The sequence below is a fragment of the Trichocoleus sp. FACHB-591 genome (assembly GCF_014695845.1).
Lineage (GTDB): Bacteria > Cyanobacteriota > Cyanobacteriia > FACHB-46 > FACHB-46 > Trichocoleus.
The window spans coordinates 19,008-33,133 of the sequence record NZ_JACJPA010000113.1 but is presented as its reverse complement, the minus strand read 5'-3'; the positions used below and the strand labels follow the sequence as shown (position 1 = coordinate 33,133).

The window sequence follows — 14,126 nt, the reverse complement described above, 5'->3', positions numbered from 1 at the left end:
GCGACAACCGTGCTCGGAGCCTGCCTAGGCGAGGTGGTTGTTGCCCTGTTGCTTCAGGAAGTTGAGCAAAAGCGCATGCTGTTACAGCAGCAGGGGTGGGAGGTTCAGATTACGAGGTGCAAGATCTGAGCTATCAAATTGTGGCTTACTCAATCAACAACCGCTGTGAGATCTCAAATGAGTTATATAAAATTGGGCGATCGGCTGATAGGCCTGTGAATCCATGACTGCAAATCGGTGAATGCCTGCCTGATGCATGTGTAATTGCAGGTCTAAATTAGGATCGAGAAGACGTGCCTGTAGTTTTTGAAGGAATGGCTTTCCCAGCCTTTGAGCCACAGCAATGGGGGGCATGGGGCATGGGCCGATGGATTCAATAATTCGCAATTGATCAGATAAATCGGGGATATCTCGTATTGCTTGCTCTAAAACGGTACTATCGATCGCTGCACAATCTACCTTATTCTTGGCGACCCATTGAATTGAACACTCATGAGAACCAGATGCCACCGTCTGGCTAAAAAAAGCTCGTGAATATTGCTTTTGAAATAATCGATGCCAGAGTAGATGGTAACCACTGTTAGAACCAAGATCGTTGTAACAAAAGGTTTTGCCTGCCAATTGCTCCAGTGTCCTCACTTCGCTAGCCGCATTTACAATCACATCCGCAAAATAGACAGGCTGGTTTTGATAGCGTTCAGCTTGCATCACCGGAGCGACTACTGCTTGTAACTGAGCAGGAGCAACTTGATAGTGTCGAATAAAGGGGAGACCACAGATAAAAGCAATATCGAGTTGATCCTGGAGCAAAGCTGGATCAGCGAGTGGGTCATACTCAGCTTGCACTAGGCAGATCTCGATATCTAAACTTCGCTCTAAATAAGCAATCACTGCCTGGTAAAACCAAAATAAATTTGGAGCCAAATAAGAAACCGCTCTCAGGGGACTAGGCAACATACTGATTCCTTGAATGTTTCTCTAATCGCTATAGCTGTCCTAAATTATGTGTGAGATTAGCGGGTTGTGAGGGGCTGCCTCTCACAACCCATTTGGGATTGCTATAGACGTTTGGCATCGTCCTTGGGACAAGCGAGTCTTGAGGTCAATCTATCACTAAACACCGATAATCCTATCAGCTTATCGGTGTTTAATCTTGCCATTTGTTGACGGGTTGTGGAATACTGAATCTAGAAAGTACTATATTCCGACTGATTTACCGTAGATTTTGTTTCCAGAGTTAGTGTTTGCTACTGACTCTGCTTCAGTGTGGTGATTTGTAGTGTGAGAGAGTAACAATGCTTCGAGATATTCAAGGATTAGAAGTCACGACTCATTCGCTCGTGGCGATCGCAGCTATTAATGCCTTTATTAACCAAGCTCTACAGTATGGCCGAGAGGCAGAACTCGCCATTTTCGAAGCCTTAAGTGCCGATCCAACCTGCGCAATTGCCAATGCGTACGCTGCAGCTCACTACTTATCTCAAGAAAGTGCGATCGCACGGCAACAAGCCATTCCTTATCTCCAAGCAGCCCAAACTTACAGTCAGTCAGCTACCGAGCGGGAGCAGCTTTATATTCAGGCGATCGCAGCTTGGGCCAAAGGGGCTATTGATACAGCGATCGCGGTTCATGAAGCGATCGCTGAGGACTATCCCCAAGATTTAATCTCTGTACAACAGGGGCAGTATCACTACTTTTATCGAGGCAACAAAGTTGGGTTGCTGAAAATTGCCGAAAAAGTTTTGCCAGTTCATCCAAACCAGCCAGATTTGCTTTCAATGCTAGCGTTTGGGTTGGAGCAATGCCATCAATTGCCGGAAGCAGAAGCGATCGCCCGCGAAGCCACTCGCCTGAAGCGGAACAATCCTTGGGCGCATCATGCCGTTGCTCATGTGATGGAAACACAAGGGCGGACGGTAGATGGGATTGAGTGGATGGAAAAGTTTTCGGATACCTGGGAGCATTGTAATTCTATGCTCTACACCCATAACTGGTGGCATGTTGCGCTCTTCTATGGGCAATTGAGCGAGACTACTAAAGTTTTGTCCCTCTACGATCAGCATATTTGGGGCAAAGCTCGCCGAGATTCTCCTAAGGACCAGGTTGGAGCGATCTCCTTGCTGCTGCGTCTAGAGTTCCAGTCAGTTCCTGTTGAAGAACGATGGGATAACTTAGTCCCCCATCTATTAACGCGTCTGCATGAGCACTCGCTACCCTTCCAAGACCTCCACTATATTTATGCTTTAGCTAAAGCCAATCAAGCAGACTTGGTTCATGAAATGTTCACTAGTATGACTGCTTATGCTCAAACGCTAGACTCTACAGCCCGCAGGATTTGGACTGTAATCACTCTGCCGGCAGCGCAGGGGATGATTGCCCATGCTAGAAATGATTGGGAAGGGGCGATCGCCTATCTTAAACCTGTGTTGTCAAAATTGTGGGTTGTTGGTGGCAGTCATGCTCAGCAGCAACTATTCCATCAGCTTTATAAAGACGCAGTATTGCGGAGTGAGGCAGAGTCTAAAATGGCTGCTTTATCTTGGTCACCCTCATTAAGGATCAAAACTGCCTGACTAGACATGCTTGGCACTGCCCACCATTAAACCAGTGATTTAAGCGAGGCGAAACCGTCAGCGCTGAGTCATACAAAATAAGGCTGAAACGCCTTCTGGCATCTTGATATTTATATCTAGCTCAACCTTCCGAGAAGTAAATACAGTAAGTCGATGGATTTGTCGTAGTTTCTATGATATTTTCGATAAAGTCTCAATACCCTATCGGAAAACCGTAGTAATCGAGTAGGAACTTGAATAGTCAAAATTACGCCCTAATGGGACTGTCTTCTAGAGTCAAGTACGCGCTGCTAGCTCTATTGGAATTAGCCAGTCATCCCGCTAGCGCCCCTCCTCTCACAATCGGAGAAATTACGGGCAGACAAGCCATTCCCGATCGCTACCTCGAGCAAATTCTGACTAGTCTGCGCCGGGGGGGCATCGTTCAGAGTCAGCGAGGTTCTAGAGGCGGGTACACCCTCGCTCGTGAAGCTTGGCAAGTTACATTGCTGGAGATCGTCGTTTTAGTGGATGGCGATCGCAAAGAAACAGAATCTAATGAGACTCCAACGATAGAGCGAGACATCGTGCGCGAAATCTGGGAGCAGGCGAGCGGTCAAGCCCAAGCCGTTTTAGGCCGTTATACGCTGCAAAATCTAGTCCAGAAGCGAGATGCGCGTAAACAGAAAAACCCGATGTACTATATCTAACTTTAATCTTTAATTCTGGCGGGCAACCCAGACTACTTTCTGGCTACCGCCTCCCTTGGCTCGTTCAGCAAGGTGAGAAACAAGCTAGAAAGCCTGATCAGCGTAGCTTCTTCAGCTCGCCCAACTCGGTGTACTGGGGCACCCAACCATCCACAGTAGTAAAGTAGCGGACAGCTTTAAACTCAAGTGAAGCGGTAGGACTAAACCAGTGTTCTATGCCAGCCGCAATTTGGACGTAGTCTCCTGGCTGCAATAGGAGCTGTACCTGCTGACCATCAAGCTCTATGAAGCTAAAAATTGCCTCTCCTGACAATAGGTAAAGCGCTTCTGGAGCCTTATGTGTGTGGTATCGGTTGTAGGTGCTGATGCTGTGGAGCTGAGAGGAGCCAGGGTGAAACACTAGCAGGTCAGACCAGAGATAGCTAGTTTCTTGCTTTAACGATTCAAGTTGGCGATCGCAGAGCTCCAAGATTTGGCGCTTTTCCAGGTCTGGTAGAACATCCTCAGCTAGTAAATCGGCCCAGTGTTGCGGAGCTTCTAAGCTGTAGTGCTGGAGCTGAACGTTAAAAAGAGCAAGTTCACGAACAATCTCACTAGAATTACCGCAAACTTTGCCGTTGCTTAGCTGTAGGATCGCCATTACAGAGGAATTAATTTACTTTCAAAAAGTATAGGCGACTTCAGATTGGGATACAATCATTTCCCCGTGGAAAAACCGGGGATTGTCAAGCTTTAGTAGCATTTAGCTGTATTCCGAAGTCTCTGCTTCCAGGTCTTTAAATAAGGCAGTACTCAAATAGCGCTCTCCAAAACTTGGCTGTACCATCACAATCAACCGTCCAGCATTTTCTGGGCGCTGGGCCACTTGAATCGCTGCTGCCAAAATTGCTCCGGTAGAAATACCAGATAAAATACCTTCCTCGCGGGCCAATCTCCGGCTGTAAGCGATCGCAGCTTCATCAGACACTTGCAGGACTTCATCAATCAGTTCCAGGCGCAAGACTGGGGGAATAAATCCTGCCCCAATTCCTTGAATCTTGTGCTCTCCAGGAGCGCCACCTGTGAGAACTGCACTATTGACAGGTTCGACGGCGATCACCTGTAGCCCTGATTTGCGAGGCTTTAACACTTCCGCGACGCCTGTAATGGTGCCACCCGTTCCAACCCCCGCCATGAAAATATCAACTTCCCCTTCTGTATCTGCCCAGATTTCTTCAGCCGTAGTTTCTCGATGAACCTGAGGATTAGCAGAATTGCGAAATTGCTGTGGCATAAAAGCGTCGGGGAGGCTAGCGACAATGGCTTCTGCTTTCGCGATCGCCCCTTGCATGCCCTCGGTGGCTGGGGTAAGTACCAGTTCGGCTCCATAGCCTTTCAGCATTAGTTGCCGCTCCAGACTCATCATTTCTGGCATGGTCAAAATCAAGCGGTAGCCTTTAGCCGCAGCTACCATAGCCAAGGCAATGCCTGTATTGCCCGATGTTGGCTCCACCAAAACTGATTTGCCCGGATGAATCAGCCCTTCTGCTTCAGCCGCTTGAATCATGCCAATACCAATGCGGTCTTTGACAGAAGACGAGGGATTTAGACCTTCAAGTTTCACAGCAATTCGAGCCACACAACCTTCGGCTTGAGGAATGTGATTGAGCTGCACTAAAGGAGTCTGACCGATCAGGCAGGTAATATCACGAGCAATTTGCATGGATTCTGATAGACCTAGGGCTAGACGAGCAAATGCACCTTGAACAGAAGTAACCGTAAACCTATCGGCTTACCGTACTTTAGGCAGGTAAAAGTAGTATAACAACTAAAGTTTTACTGAGCCCTTAAAAATACGGTAATCCTATCGAGTTTGCGTAATTAAGCCATCAGCATGTAAAATACTGTAAGTTTATCAAGATGCCGTAGTTTTTATGCATAATCTCAACGAGGCCAGCGAGCAGCCTGATCAGCAACAAGACGCCACCCCAGAGGTGTTTTGGCAAACTGTCCAGGAAAAACTCAAAGGAATTACACCCAAAAAGTTACGGGGCGGCTTTCTAGTTTTGATCGGATACCTGCTGTCTCCCCTCTGTTGGTGGAATGACTTGGTGTTTAACCTACCAGTTGCCTACTTCTTTGGTTATGTTTGCGGTCTGTTTTCTGGAAAGTTATTTACTCCTGGCTTGATCGCCGGATATTGGCTCTCCAATATTATTGGTATTCTATTGATGCAACTAGGCACAGCCGATATGCTCCAAGAGCAGCCAAAAGAGCAGAACTTAAAAAAAGAATTGTTGATGGGTATCGGTTCTTCAACAGTTTACACTCTAGTCATTTTGGCCCTGGTACAACTGAAAATTTTAGATGTTCCAGCTATTTTTTCTGATCTAAAGTCAATTGACCTCAGTTCACTTTTACAACTAGTGATATTAAAAAGTTAACTGATAACTTTGATACCGCTCTGTATCGACTTGTCTGTATTGCCTTGAGAAATTGCAGCTGATTCAAGGTCAAGCACTAGCATCTACCTAGCATCTACCAGGATTTTTGGCACTAAAAGCATTCTCTTCTCATTCGCTGACCAAGCTAGAAAACTGTTGCTGAGCGCTATGTTCATCACCTCAGCTATTTATGCAAAATGGCTATGTCTAACAGGCAGGCGTGATGAAGGCTAACAAGTAGGCCTGACACAGAAGACGTAGCTTTTGAAAAGCTTTTGTTTTTAACTATGTATCCTAAGGCCACAGTATGAATTACCCTCTACTATCATGCCTGAGTTTTTTTGTGGGAATTGTAGTGGGTTTAACTGGAATTGGAGGAGCTTCTCTGATTACCCCCATGCTGATCTTTGTCTTTCAGGTTCCAGCCTCTATTGCAGTCAGTTCTGATGTGGTTGCTGCAACGTTAATGAAAGTCACCGGAGGCGTTAGGCACTGGCAGCAACAAACCCTGGATGCAACAGTCGTAAAATGGTTGGCGATCGGAAGTGTGCCTGGTGCCTTAACAGGAGTTGGTATCCTGCACTGGCTGAGGCATATCGGGGAATTCAATTTAGACGCGATTTTGCTGCGGTTGATTGGGGTAGCCATTCTAATGGTTACTGTAGCGGCACTCGTGCAACTGGTACTGCTGACCTTTGTACCCGGCTTAAAGTACCCTGCTTTACCCAAGATCGATTTAGAAACGACCTTAGGACGAGCTGCCGCGATCGCGATCGGAGCCATCTTGGGTTGTGTGGTGGGTTTAACCAGTGTCTCCTCCGGCTCCATGTTTGCCTTAGCACTGATTGCCTTCTTTCGTTTAGATGCTCGCAAGCTGGTTGGCACTGATTTAGCTCAAGCAGCCATTCTCTTAAGCTTTACTGCTTTAGGACACCTCACCCTAGGGACAGTTGACTGGAGCTTGGTAATCCCGATATGGATAGGATCATTACCAGGCGTTTTAGTAGGGACTAAACTTTGCCAACTCGCGCCACAACGAGCCCTGCGGTTTGTTGTGTACATGGTTTTAGTCATGGTGAGTTGGAAGTTGGCCCATCAAGTCTAAAGCATCCTTAGGTTTGATTGTTCATCTTAGAATCCATCTTTTTATCCTTCCATGTCTTCTCAAAGAGCTTTATCATCTAACTTTGGCAAACTTCTGCAAACTTTTGGTCGTTTTGTTCAACTGTGGTTGAGCACTCATTGGCGATCGCTCCTATTACTTTTTCTAGGAGTCTTTTTGCCATTACAACTTGCTATCCTTTTGGCTGGACAGATTCAACTGCAAGAAGGTGGCCTACCTTGGGATGTCTCTATTTTGCTGGCAATTCATTCCACAGCACAAGCCAACTTGGACTCGCTGGCCCTGACCTTAACTCAGTTTGGCACGCGCTGGGGAGTGTTTCCGGTCTCTACAGCTCTGGTGATGGCAATGTTTTTCTTGAAGCGCTGGCGATCGCTGATTTATCTCCTAATCACATTACCAGGAGCCATGCTGATTAACCGTACTGCCAAGGAGCTTCTGCATCGAGTACGCCCCCATCTGTGGGACTCGACTTTTCCCCCAGAACCAGAATTCGCTTTCCCCAGTGGCCATGCAATGGCTAGTATGGCTTTTGTGGCATCCTTAGTTGTTTTAACCTGGGGCAGTCGTTGGTGTGGTTGGGTGACTACCTTGGGCAGTTTATTTGTCGTGGCGATCGCTTGGACGCGGTTGTACTTAGGCGTTCACTATCCGAGCGATATTGTAGCGGGGTGGATGGTTTCCATTGCTTGGGCGATCGCCGTCAGTTTAGTCGTCAAGCCTCACTTAGCCAAGTTGAACCCAGAAACTTTAAGTCCTGAAACCAACGAAGTGTCAGCGACACAGGAGTAAGTTGCCACTCGTTATTCGACGATCACACTGCCCAATGATTCTAGCGGAATTGTAAACACGTAATAGATGACTCCAGCCCCCAAGATGACGATCACCAGGGTGGACAAAATCACCCAGCGGTCTGGGGGCGCATAAGTATCTTCTTCAATATCTCGGCGCACAGTGAAGTAATGCTGAGCTGAAAGCAACACCATCAAAAGCCCTGCCGCAGAGAAGGCTAAACCTAGCTTCCAGCCGTTACCAGGCGGTTGGGGAGCGAGTGGTGGACGCAAAATTCGCAAACGGACAATTAGCACACCGAAGCCCATCAAGGCGATCGCACTTCGCATCCAAGCTAGGTAAGTGCGCTCGTTGGCTAGGTGATCCCGGACTCGATTAGGATTAAGCCGTCTTGGTGGTTCGGCATCTCCTTCTGTTTTAGTGGATTTAAATAGTTGCATCGATAGCGTCTCCCTGAACTCAATTCGCAGTAATAGATCGGCGTCCCTTACTATAGAACATTTGACTGAACGCCCAGCAAGTTAATGTGTTGGTTTAAGACACAATTCTTGTACTGGGCGTTCAGGTCAGCAGTTTAGCTTAGCTAGTATGCCATCAAGGTTTAGTCTTCAATCGGAGCATTAGGAGCGGTGGCTTCAATATCTGCTAGAGACAGATTTGGAATGGACCAACCAGGTTCGCTAGCTGTAAACACTTTGGCCGGAGAAACATTAAACTCAAGCACACCACTGTTTGGATTGCTCTTAGCGATCAATTGAGTACCATCTACAATCTTGAAGGCAATCGGCTCTGCCAACTCTTCCGCTTGAGCGTTAGGAGTTAAAGCGACTTGAGCCCCGCTAGGGAGATAAACGCCGCTGCATTTCCAATCATCATCTGTGACCTTACCATTACCTAAAAAGTAAAGTTGCGGTGTAGGAGATTTCTTGGGTTTGCTAGCATAAACAGCGATCGTTCTTCCCGTTTCATTACGGCACTGAGCCTGTTCTTTTGCCGTCTCTAAAACATACTTTTGAAATTGCAAATCAGCCAGTTTCTGCTGAACTTCCTCACCCCTGTAACCTGCTTGATTGGGAGAGTTCTTTGCTTGCAAAAGTTCATCCAAGGCTTGAGTCACCTCAGCATAGTCAGATCCCTTGGTGAAGTTAGGATCTGCCCAAGCAGGAGGAGCGATCGCTAAGCTCACTAACAAAGCCAAAGCTAAAAGCGCAAGTCTGAAAAATTTCATGATGATCTCCTTAGTTTGAAATTAAACTGTTTTCCAGCAGCTACATGCTGCTTTAGATGGAAAATCTATAGGTTGGATGGGTTGGCACAGATGATAGCTACGGGGAGGAAAACGCTGGCAATAGACGGTAAGTCCCACTATCAACCAAGATGTAAAGCCCTAATCCAATCAAAATAAAGGGCACAATTGCCTGACCATAGGCCGTGAGCAGGCGAGCAACGGCTGGCTGTCGAGTTAAGCGCTCAGCGATGTAACACCAAACTCCAACCAAGACAAAAAAGACGCTCAGGATAACCGCTAAACTGGCTGGATCGCTACTCGCCAACAACGGTACATAAATCCCGATATTGTCCCCCCCATTTGCCAATGTCACAGCAGCAACATGGTAGACCTGAGGCACAAGCAAACCTAAGTAGCTAGGCACTCCTGAGGCAACTGCTTTCTCTAAACTCAACTCATCTGTGACCGTCTGGACTTGAGTTTCATTTTGTTTTCGGTTCAGCCAATGACTGATGCCAATCACAATGGGTACGAAACCCAGGCAACCAATCCAAGCTTTAGGAATGACGAGACCGCCCAGAAAACCGGGAAGACAGGCAATCATCAACGTCGTGAATCCTAAATATTGACCCCAAATAATATGTTTGGGACGGAAATTAGCGTTCACCTGAGAAAAGAAGAGCATCAAGATTACAATGTCATCAATGTTGGTGGCGGCAAAGGCAGTAACCCCGGTAATCACGGCTTGTCCAAACCAGTTCATGATGCTCCTGCGGCAAGGCTACTACTTGTGCTCAATTGGGGAGTGCGCCTGCGGCATCGGGACAGCCTGGGCTGTGCATTCAGCAATACCAGACGAGTATTGCATGGAATTCCGACTCAGCGTTGTGACGAAGAGAACACCCATTACTAAAGCCAACACCGCCAAGCCTCGGTTTTCTAAGGTGCGACTGTCTACTAGAATCAACGCTCCCAAGCCAACTAGAACAAACGGAACCAGTTGGTTTCCATAGCGGGTTAGGGCATCTGCGATCGCAGGCACCTGAGTTAGACGGTAAGCCAGGTAGCACCATGCCCCCACCAAGGTGAAGAACACACCTAAAATAGCTAACAAACTTTCCCAACTACTACTAGCAAACAGAGGCATATAGATGCCCACATTGTCGCCGCCATTCGCAAAGGTGACTGCTGCCACACTATAGGTCTGGGGAGAGAGAAAACTAGTTAGCCAAGACTTCTCGACGGGCTGGGTAGTTTCCTCAGCCACCTCATCTGCCTCATCTTGACTGAACCAGCGGCTAAGACCGATCGCGATCGGAACGAGACCCAGCAAACCCACCCAATCACGGGGGAATAAGAAGCTACCAAAGAAACCCGGTAAGCTGGCTAAAACAAGAACCCCAAAACCCAGGTATTGCCCTGCTACGATGTGCCGTCGCCGCAACACACTATCTACTTGGGAGAAGAACAGGAGCAAGATCAAAATATCATCAAGATTCGTAGCGGTGAAGGCAGTGAAACCAGTCGGCAATGCGGTCAGTAAGTCATTCATCTTGATTAGCGCTTAATTGTCTTTACTACAGAGATCAGTTCAGAGATAAATTTTGTGGTACCAGGGTTGTGCCCAGAAGAATTAGGTTTCATCTGTCAGCGAGGGGATGACTACAGGGCTAGGGACAGCAAACCTGGCATGCGTCTCTTCAATTCTCGATTTCATCGTTCGCACAATCTGAGGAGAGCGGAGGCTTTGCATGACAAACCAGCCGCAAGTCACAGTTAGATAGAGCAGGAACAGATAAGGAAAGGCATCGTAAGGAGCTTCGGGAACTGGGAAAATTTGGCTGCCCGGAACACCGACGCTCCCCAGGACCGGGATCATCATGAAGCCAACGCCCAGAACTGAGAACAGCACATCCCGTGGTCGGAGCTTTTGAATTTTATAGAGATATACGGGAGCAGCGATCGATATGAGAATGTATACCGTCAAGAACCCATAGGTACAAATGGCTCCCAGATAACCCATGCTGTCAAATAATTTGACATGGAAGAGAGATAGACAGGCAGGAACCAGAAACATGACAAGCGCCGACATCGTAATGGCAATATGGGGCGTCTGGTTGGAGGAGTGAGTCTCGCCTAGGGAAGCAGGGAACAAGCCATGACGGGACATGGTCAAAAACACTCTCGCGGCTGGGTTAATGCTGCCTAACACGCAAGTAAAGAAACTAAACAAGGCGCTAATTGCGATCAACTCTCCCAAAAATCCCAAGCCAAGTTGTCTAGATAAATAGCCTAAAGGTTCTTCAGTCGTAGCTAGGGAAGCGGAAGTACCACTAAAACCTAGTATCTCGATGTAACTCATGAGGGTAAAGAACAACCCAGCTAAGATGGCGCTGCCCATCACAGACTTAGGGATGGTCTTCAGCGGTCGCTTAGCTTCGTCTCCTAAAGAGGTGGCACTTTCAAATCCAGAAAATCCAAAGACTACCAGAACCAACCCCATCGCAATTCCACCTGGCTTCGCTCCTTGCAGCGTCAGTTGCGAGAAGTCGATCGCAAACCCTGCATGAGCCCAAATCAGGATGCCCAAAAGGAGGATCAGAGCAATGGAGACTCCTTCTAGCCACAACATCGCCATTGCTGAAAGCTTAATATCTTTGTAAGCTGCATACCAGGCCACCCCAGCACCGATCGCTAATAAAGTCAGGCTAGAAGGATGGATGCCCAAATGACCCAGTAACATGGTGCTGAAGTTGGCGAAGCCACACAACACTGACATACCAGTAAACAAATAGGCGAGAACCAAACTCCAGCCGCAAATTACACCTGCCGTTGGGCCTAAACCCTTAGCAATGTAAGAATATAGCGAACCCGGAGAAGCGGAGCGACTCGCAAACTGATTGATGTTAATGCTGACAAACATCAACCCAACCATGCCAATCAGAAAACTCAACCAAGTTCCATTTCCCGCGATCGCGACAATCAAACCTAAGTTGGAGGCAGGGATGGTAGTGGGAGCAATGACCGCAACTGATTGGGCCAACACTTCACCGAAGGAGAGGCAATTTGGCTTTAAGCCGTGGGCACTCTGCTCAGATTGAAATTCACTAGTCATGGATGCAAATCCCCCAGTATGCAAATGTATCCTTGGAAGTTTGGCCACTCCCGATGGGACCGGTGAGCTTTGCTTCAGCAAGGATGCATTGCCAAAAGCACTATGTTTACTCTAGTCAAGAAGACCCATAGAAGCTAATGTTCTTTTTTGTTGGTTTAATAAATAAAAGTAATCAACTCTAGATCGCTCATGTCTGCTCATCTGCTCCAATGCTTTGAGAGACTGCAAAATCCTAGCTGCTGTTGTGATCCCCTGGAACCAACAGCAGCAGAGGCATAAAGCTAAAGATGACAAACCCCGATGAACCCATCGCTTTTAAGGTATTTCTAGGAGTTTACTTTCCTTAACAACGTCTAGCAGGGAGCGTTAAAAGCCAACTATGACACTGGAGCAATTACGGATATTTTTGGCTGTGGCTGAGCAATTACACTTTACTCGCGCTGCTGAAGCACTTTTCATTACTCAACCAGCAGTCAGTGCCGCCGTCCAAAGCTTAGAAACAGAGTACAGTGTCAAACTCTTCCATCGCATTGGTCGGCGAGTGGAAATTACAGAGGCGGGCAAGCTGCTCCAGGAAGAAGCGCAAAAGATTCTGGAGCAAGTCGCTTTGACTGAGCGCGGTTTACGGGAATTGAATAACCTCCAACGGGGTGAGTTGAAACTAGGCTCAAGCTTGACGATTGGTAATTACTGGTTGCCAGGAAAAATTAGTCAATTTAAGCGTCAGTACCCAGGAATTAACGTCATTTGCACCCTTGCTAATGCTGAAGAGATCTGTGAAGGCACAGCCACCGGATTATTTGATTTAGGCATTGTCAGCGGTGAGGTGAAACCTGCGCTCAAAAGCTATTTAGCTGAGGAGGCTATTGGCAGCGATCGCCTGCAAGTGGTGGTAGGCAAATCCCACCCTTGGTTTGAGCGCACCAGAATCTCAGTTCGTGAACTCAACGAAACCACCTGGGTCATGCGAGAGCCTGGTTCGGGGGCTCAACAGATGTTTGAGCAAGCTCTACAGAGTTGGGGGATTGAGATCAGTGAACTAGATGTAGTTTTAGTTCTAAGCAGTAGCGAGATGGTGAAAGCTGTGGTGGAGAGCGGAGTAGGGGCCGCTGCGATCCCGGAACTCATGGTGAGAAAAGAGATCGAACTCTCTACCCTCCAAGCAGTACAGATCACCAATAGTCGCAAAGGTGCAGGCTCCATTCTGGAAATTATTCAACCCGTGCTGAAGCTGAAACACCAACAGCGGTTTCAAACCCAAATTGCGATCGCTTTTGAGCAAATGTTAAAGGGTTAATCAGGATTTAAGCGTTGCTTACCCAGTTTAACCAGTTGCTTTAAATCGAGGAGTTTGGAGGAACCATCATCTCCCATAATCAGAGGGAGATTGCCATTCCATTTCTCGATCGCCTGCTTTTGTAATAACTCTGGGGTTAAACCCTCTCGCAGCAAGTTCTGGGCTTCTGCTTCTCCTTTGGCTAAATTTACCTTAGCTTTTGCTTCTCTAGCTGCCTTTAAGGCCACAAATTCTGCTCGCTTGGCTTCTTGCTCTGCCACTTGTTTAGCCTCTACCGCATTGCTAAACCGCTTAGAGAAATGTACATGCACCAGAGAGATGTCATCAACTGCAATGTGATAAGTGCCTAATCGCGTTGTCAGAGCCTGGTCCACTGCCGCTTTGACCTCTCCCCGTTTCGTAATTACTTCCTCGGCTGTGTACATTGCCACTACTGCTTTCAGCACCTCTTCGACGGCAGGGTTAATGATCGTCGTAACAACTGTCGCTTCATCCCCAATTTGTTGAAAAATTTTGTCCACCTCCTCAGGGATAATATGCCAGTTGAGGGCGACATCAGTATAAACATCTTGCAAATCCTTGGAAGAAGCTTCAGCAGAGATTTCCTGATTTTGCACTCGCACACTCAGCTTCTTGACGGTATTAATGCCAGGAACAATCAGGTGAATTCCTTCCCCCAACACAGGTTCTTGCACCCTGCCAAACTGCATCAACACCCCCCGCTCTCCTGCATTGACAATGACAAAGAAAGTAGAAAGCAAAGCTGCTAATAGAACAGCGATCAGAACTCTACTAGCAACATACGCATCTTTATTTTTCTTGGTAGCTGGCTTAGCATTTTGAAGAGGGGGGGCAGATTCCAAGGTCATAGCAAGACAAAATTAAA

At 47.4% G+C, this 14,126-nt stretch carries 15 protein-coding genes; 6 read left to right on the top strand and 9 right to left on the bottom strand.

Features of this window, described 5'->3' with window-relative positions; translation table 11 throughout:
• Positions 1–153 precede the first annotated feature (153 nt).
• Entirely contained in the window at positions 154–957 is an 804-nt protein-coding gene (locus H6F90_RS25430) for a phosphate/phosphite/phosphonate ABC transporter substrate-binding protein (protein ID WP_190554859.1), read from the bottom strand.
• Positions 958–1,295: 338 nt separating this feature from the next.
• Between H6F90_RS25430 and H6F90_RS25425 the strand changes: the two genes are divergently transcribed.
• Positions 1,296–2,573, top strand: a complete 1,278-nt coding sequence (locus H6F90_RS25425) for a tetratricopeptide repeat protein (RefSeq protein WP_190554858.1) — start codon at positions 1,296–1,298, stop codon at positions 2,571–2,573.
• A 233-nt stretch (positions 2,574–2,806) separates the two neighbouring features.
• Positions 2,807–3,262 (top strand): Rrf2 family transcriptional regulator, encoded by a 456-nt coding sequence (locus H6F90_RS25420; RefSeq protein WP_242017149.1) that lies wholly within the window; start codon positions 2,807–2,809, stop codon positions 3,260–3,262.
• A gap of 97 nt (positions 3,263–3,359) precedes the next feature.
• On the opposite strand, the gene H6F90_RS25415 is transcribed toward H6F90_RS25420, so the two are convergent.
• Positions 3,360–3,902, bottom strand: coding sequence for a cupin domain-containing protein (locus H6F90_RS25415; protein WP_190554857.1), 543 nt, complete (start codon positions 3,900–3,902; stop codon positions 3,360–3,362).
• A 102-nt stretch (positions 3,903–4,004) separates the two neighbouring features.
• Positions 4,005–4,964, bottom strand: coding sequence for a cysteine synthase A (gene cysK / locus H6F90_RS25410; protein WP_190554856.1), 960 nt, complete (start codon positions 4,962–4,964; stop codon positions 4,005–4,007).
• Positions 4,965–5,175: 211 nt separating this feature from the next.
• On the opposite strand from cysK, the gene H6F90_RS25405 reads away from it, so the two are divergent.
• From H6F90_RS25405 to H6F90_RS25395, 3 genes are all read left to right on the top strand, one after another.
• Positions 5,176–5,685, top strand: coding sequence for a hypothetical protein (locus tag H6F90_RS25405; RefSeq protein WP_242024630.1), 510 nt, complete (start codon positions 5,176–5,178; stop codon positions 5,683–5,685).
• Between the two features lie 343 nt (positions 5,686–6,028).
• Positions 6,029–6,790, top strand: a complete 762-nt coding sequence (locus H6F90_RS25400) for a sulfite exporter TauE/SafE family protein (RefSeq protein WP_370588092.1) — start codon at positions 6,029–6,031, stop codon at positions 6,788–6,790.
• A 51-nt stretch (positions 6,791–6,841) separates the two neighbouring features.
• On the top strand, positions 6,842–7,600 hold the full coding sequence (locus H6F90_RS25395) for a phosphatase PAP2 family protein (protein WP_190554854.1): 759 nt from the start codon (positions 6,842–6,844) through the stop codon (positions 7,598–7,600).
• Between the two features lie 11 nt (positions 7,601–7,611).
• Here H6F90_RS25395 and H6F90_RS25390 read toward each other — a convergent pair whose 3' ends face one another.
• From H6F90_RS25390 to H6F90_RS25370, 5 genes are all read right to left on the bottom strand, one after another.
• The gene (locus H6F90_RS25390) at positions 7,612–8,040 is read right to left on the bottom strand and encodes a YidH family protein (RefSeq protein ID WP_190442434.1); all 429 of its coding nucleotides are present in this window, start codon (positions 8,038–8,040) and stop codon (positions 7,612–7,614) included.
• 161 nt (positions 8,041–8,201) lie between these two features.
• Positions 8,202–8,828, bottom strand: a complete 627-nt coding sequence (locus H6F90_RS25385) for a hypothetical protein (RefSeq protein WP_190554853.1) — start codon at positions 8,826–8,828, stop codon at positions 8,202–8,204.
• 97 nt (positions 8,829–8,925) lie between these two features.
• Positions 8,926–9,591: a cadmium resistance transporter gene (locus tag H6F90_RS25380; protein ID WP_190554852.1), complete on the bottom strand. Its 666-nt coding sequence runs from the start codon at positions 9,589–9,591 to the stop codon at positions 8,926–8,928.
• A gap of 21 nt (positions 9,592–9,612) precedes the next feature.
• The gene (locus H6F90_RS25375; protein WP_190554851.1) at positions 9,613–10,380 is read right to left on the bottom strand and encodes a cadmium resistance transporter; all 768 of its coding nucleotides are present in this window, start codon (positions 10,378–10,380) and stop codon (positions 9,613–9,615) included.
• A gap of 81 nt (positions 10,381–10,461) precedes the next feature.
• On the bottom strand, positions 10,462–11,943 hold the full coding sequence (locus tag H6F90_RS25370) for an APC family permease (RefSeq protein WP_190554850.1): 1,482 nt from the start codon (positions 11,941–11,943) through the stop codon (positions 10,462–10,464).
• A gap of 379 nt (positions 11,944–12,322) precedes the next feature.
• Between H6F90_RS25370 and H6F90_RS25365 the strand changes: the two genes are divergently transcribed.
• On the top strand, positions 12,323–13,240 hold the full coding sequence (locus H6F90_RS25365) for a LysR substrate-binding domain-containing protein (RefSeq protein WP_190442425.1): 918 nt from the start codon (positions 12,323–12,325) through the stop codon (positions 13,238–13,240).
• On the opposite strand, the gene H6F90_RS25360 is transcribed toward H6F90_RS25365, so the two are convergent.
• Positions 13,237–14,109, bottom strand: coding sequence for a prohibitin family protein (locus tag H6F90_RS25360; protein WP_190554849.1), 873 nt, complete (start codon positions 14,107–14,109; stop codon positions 13,237–13,239). The two genes, H6F90_RS25365 and H6F90_RS25360, sit on opposite strands and share 4 nt — an antisense overlap.
• Positions 14,110–14,126: the final 17 nt, after the last annotated feature.

Bases quoted from the DNA above. Each gene is read 5' to 3' on its own strand.
- H6F90_RS25430 (WP_190554859.1), bottom strand. From the start codon at position 957: ATGTTGCCTAGTCCCCTGAGAGCGGTTTCTTATTTGGCTCCAAATTTA.
- H6F90_RS25425 (WP_190554858.1), top strand. From the start codon at position 1,296: ATGCTTCGAGATATTCAAGGATTAGAAGTCACGACTCATTCGCTCGTG.
- H6F90_RS25415 (WP_190554857.1), bottom strand. From the start codon at position 3,902: ATGGCGATCCTACAGCTAAGCAACGGCAAAGTTTGCGGTAATTCTAGT.
- cysK (WP_190554856.1), bottom strand. From the start codon at position 4,964: ATGCAAATTGCTCGTGATATTACCTGCCTGATCGGTCAGACTCCTTTA.
- H6F90_RS25405 (WP_242024630.1), top strand. From the start codon at position 5,176: ATGCATAATCTCAACGAGGCCAGCGAGCAGCCTGATCAGCAACAAGAC.
- H6F90_RS25395 (WP_190554854.1), top strand. From the start codon at position 6,842: ATGTCTTCTCAAAGAGCTTTATCATCTAACTTTGGCAAACTTCTGCAA.
- H6F90_RS25390 (WP_190442434.1), bottom strand. From the start codon at position 8,040: ATGCAACTATTTAAATCCACTAAAACAGAAGGAGATGCCGAACCACCA.
- H6F90_RS25385 (WP_190554853.1), bottom strand. From the start codon at position 8,828: ATGAAATTTTTCAGACTTGCGCTTTTAGCTTTGGCTTTGTTAGTGAGC.
- H6F90_RS25380 (WP_190554852.1), bottom strand. From the start codon at position 9,591: ATGAACTGGTTTGGACAAGCCGTGATTACCGGGGTTACTGCCTTTGCC.
- H6F90_RS25375 (WP_190554851.1), bottom strand. From the start codon at position 10,380: ATGAATGACTTACTGACCGCATTGCCGACTGGTTTCACTGCCTTCACC.
- H6F90_RS25370 (WP_190554850.1), bottom strand. From the start codon at position 11,943: ATGACTAGTGAATTTCAATCTGAGCAGAGTGCCCACGGCTTAAAGCCA.
- H6F90_RS25365 (WP_190442425.1), top strand. From the start codon at position 12,323: ATGACACTGGAGCAATTACGGATATTTTTGGCTGTGGCTGAGCAATTA.
- H6F90_RS25360 (WP_190554849.1), bottom strand. From the start codon at position 14,109: ATGACCTTGGAATCTGCCCCCCCTCTTCAAAATGCTAAGCCAGCTACC.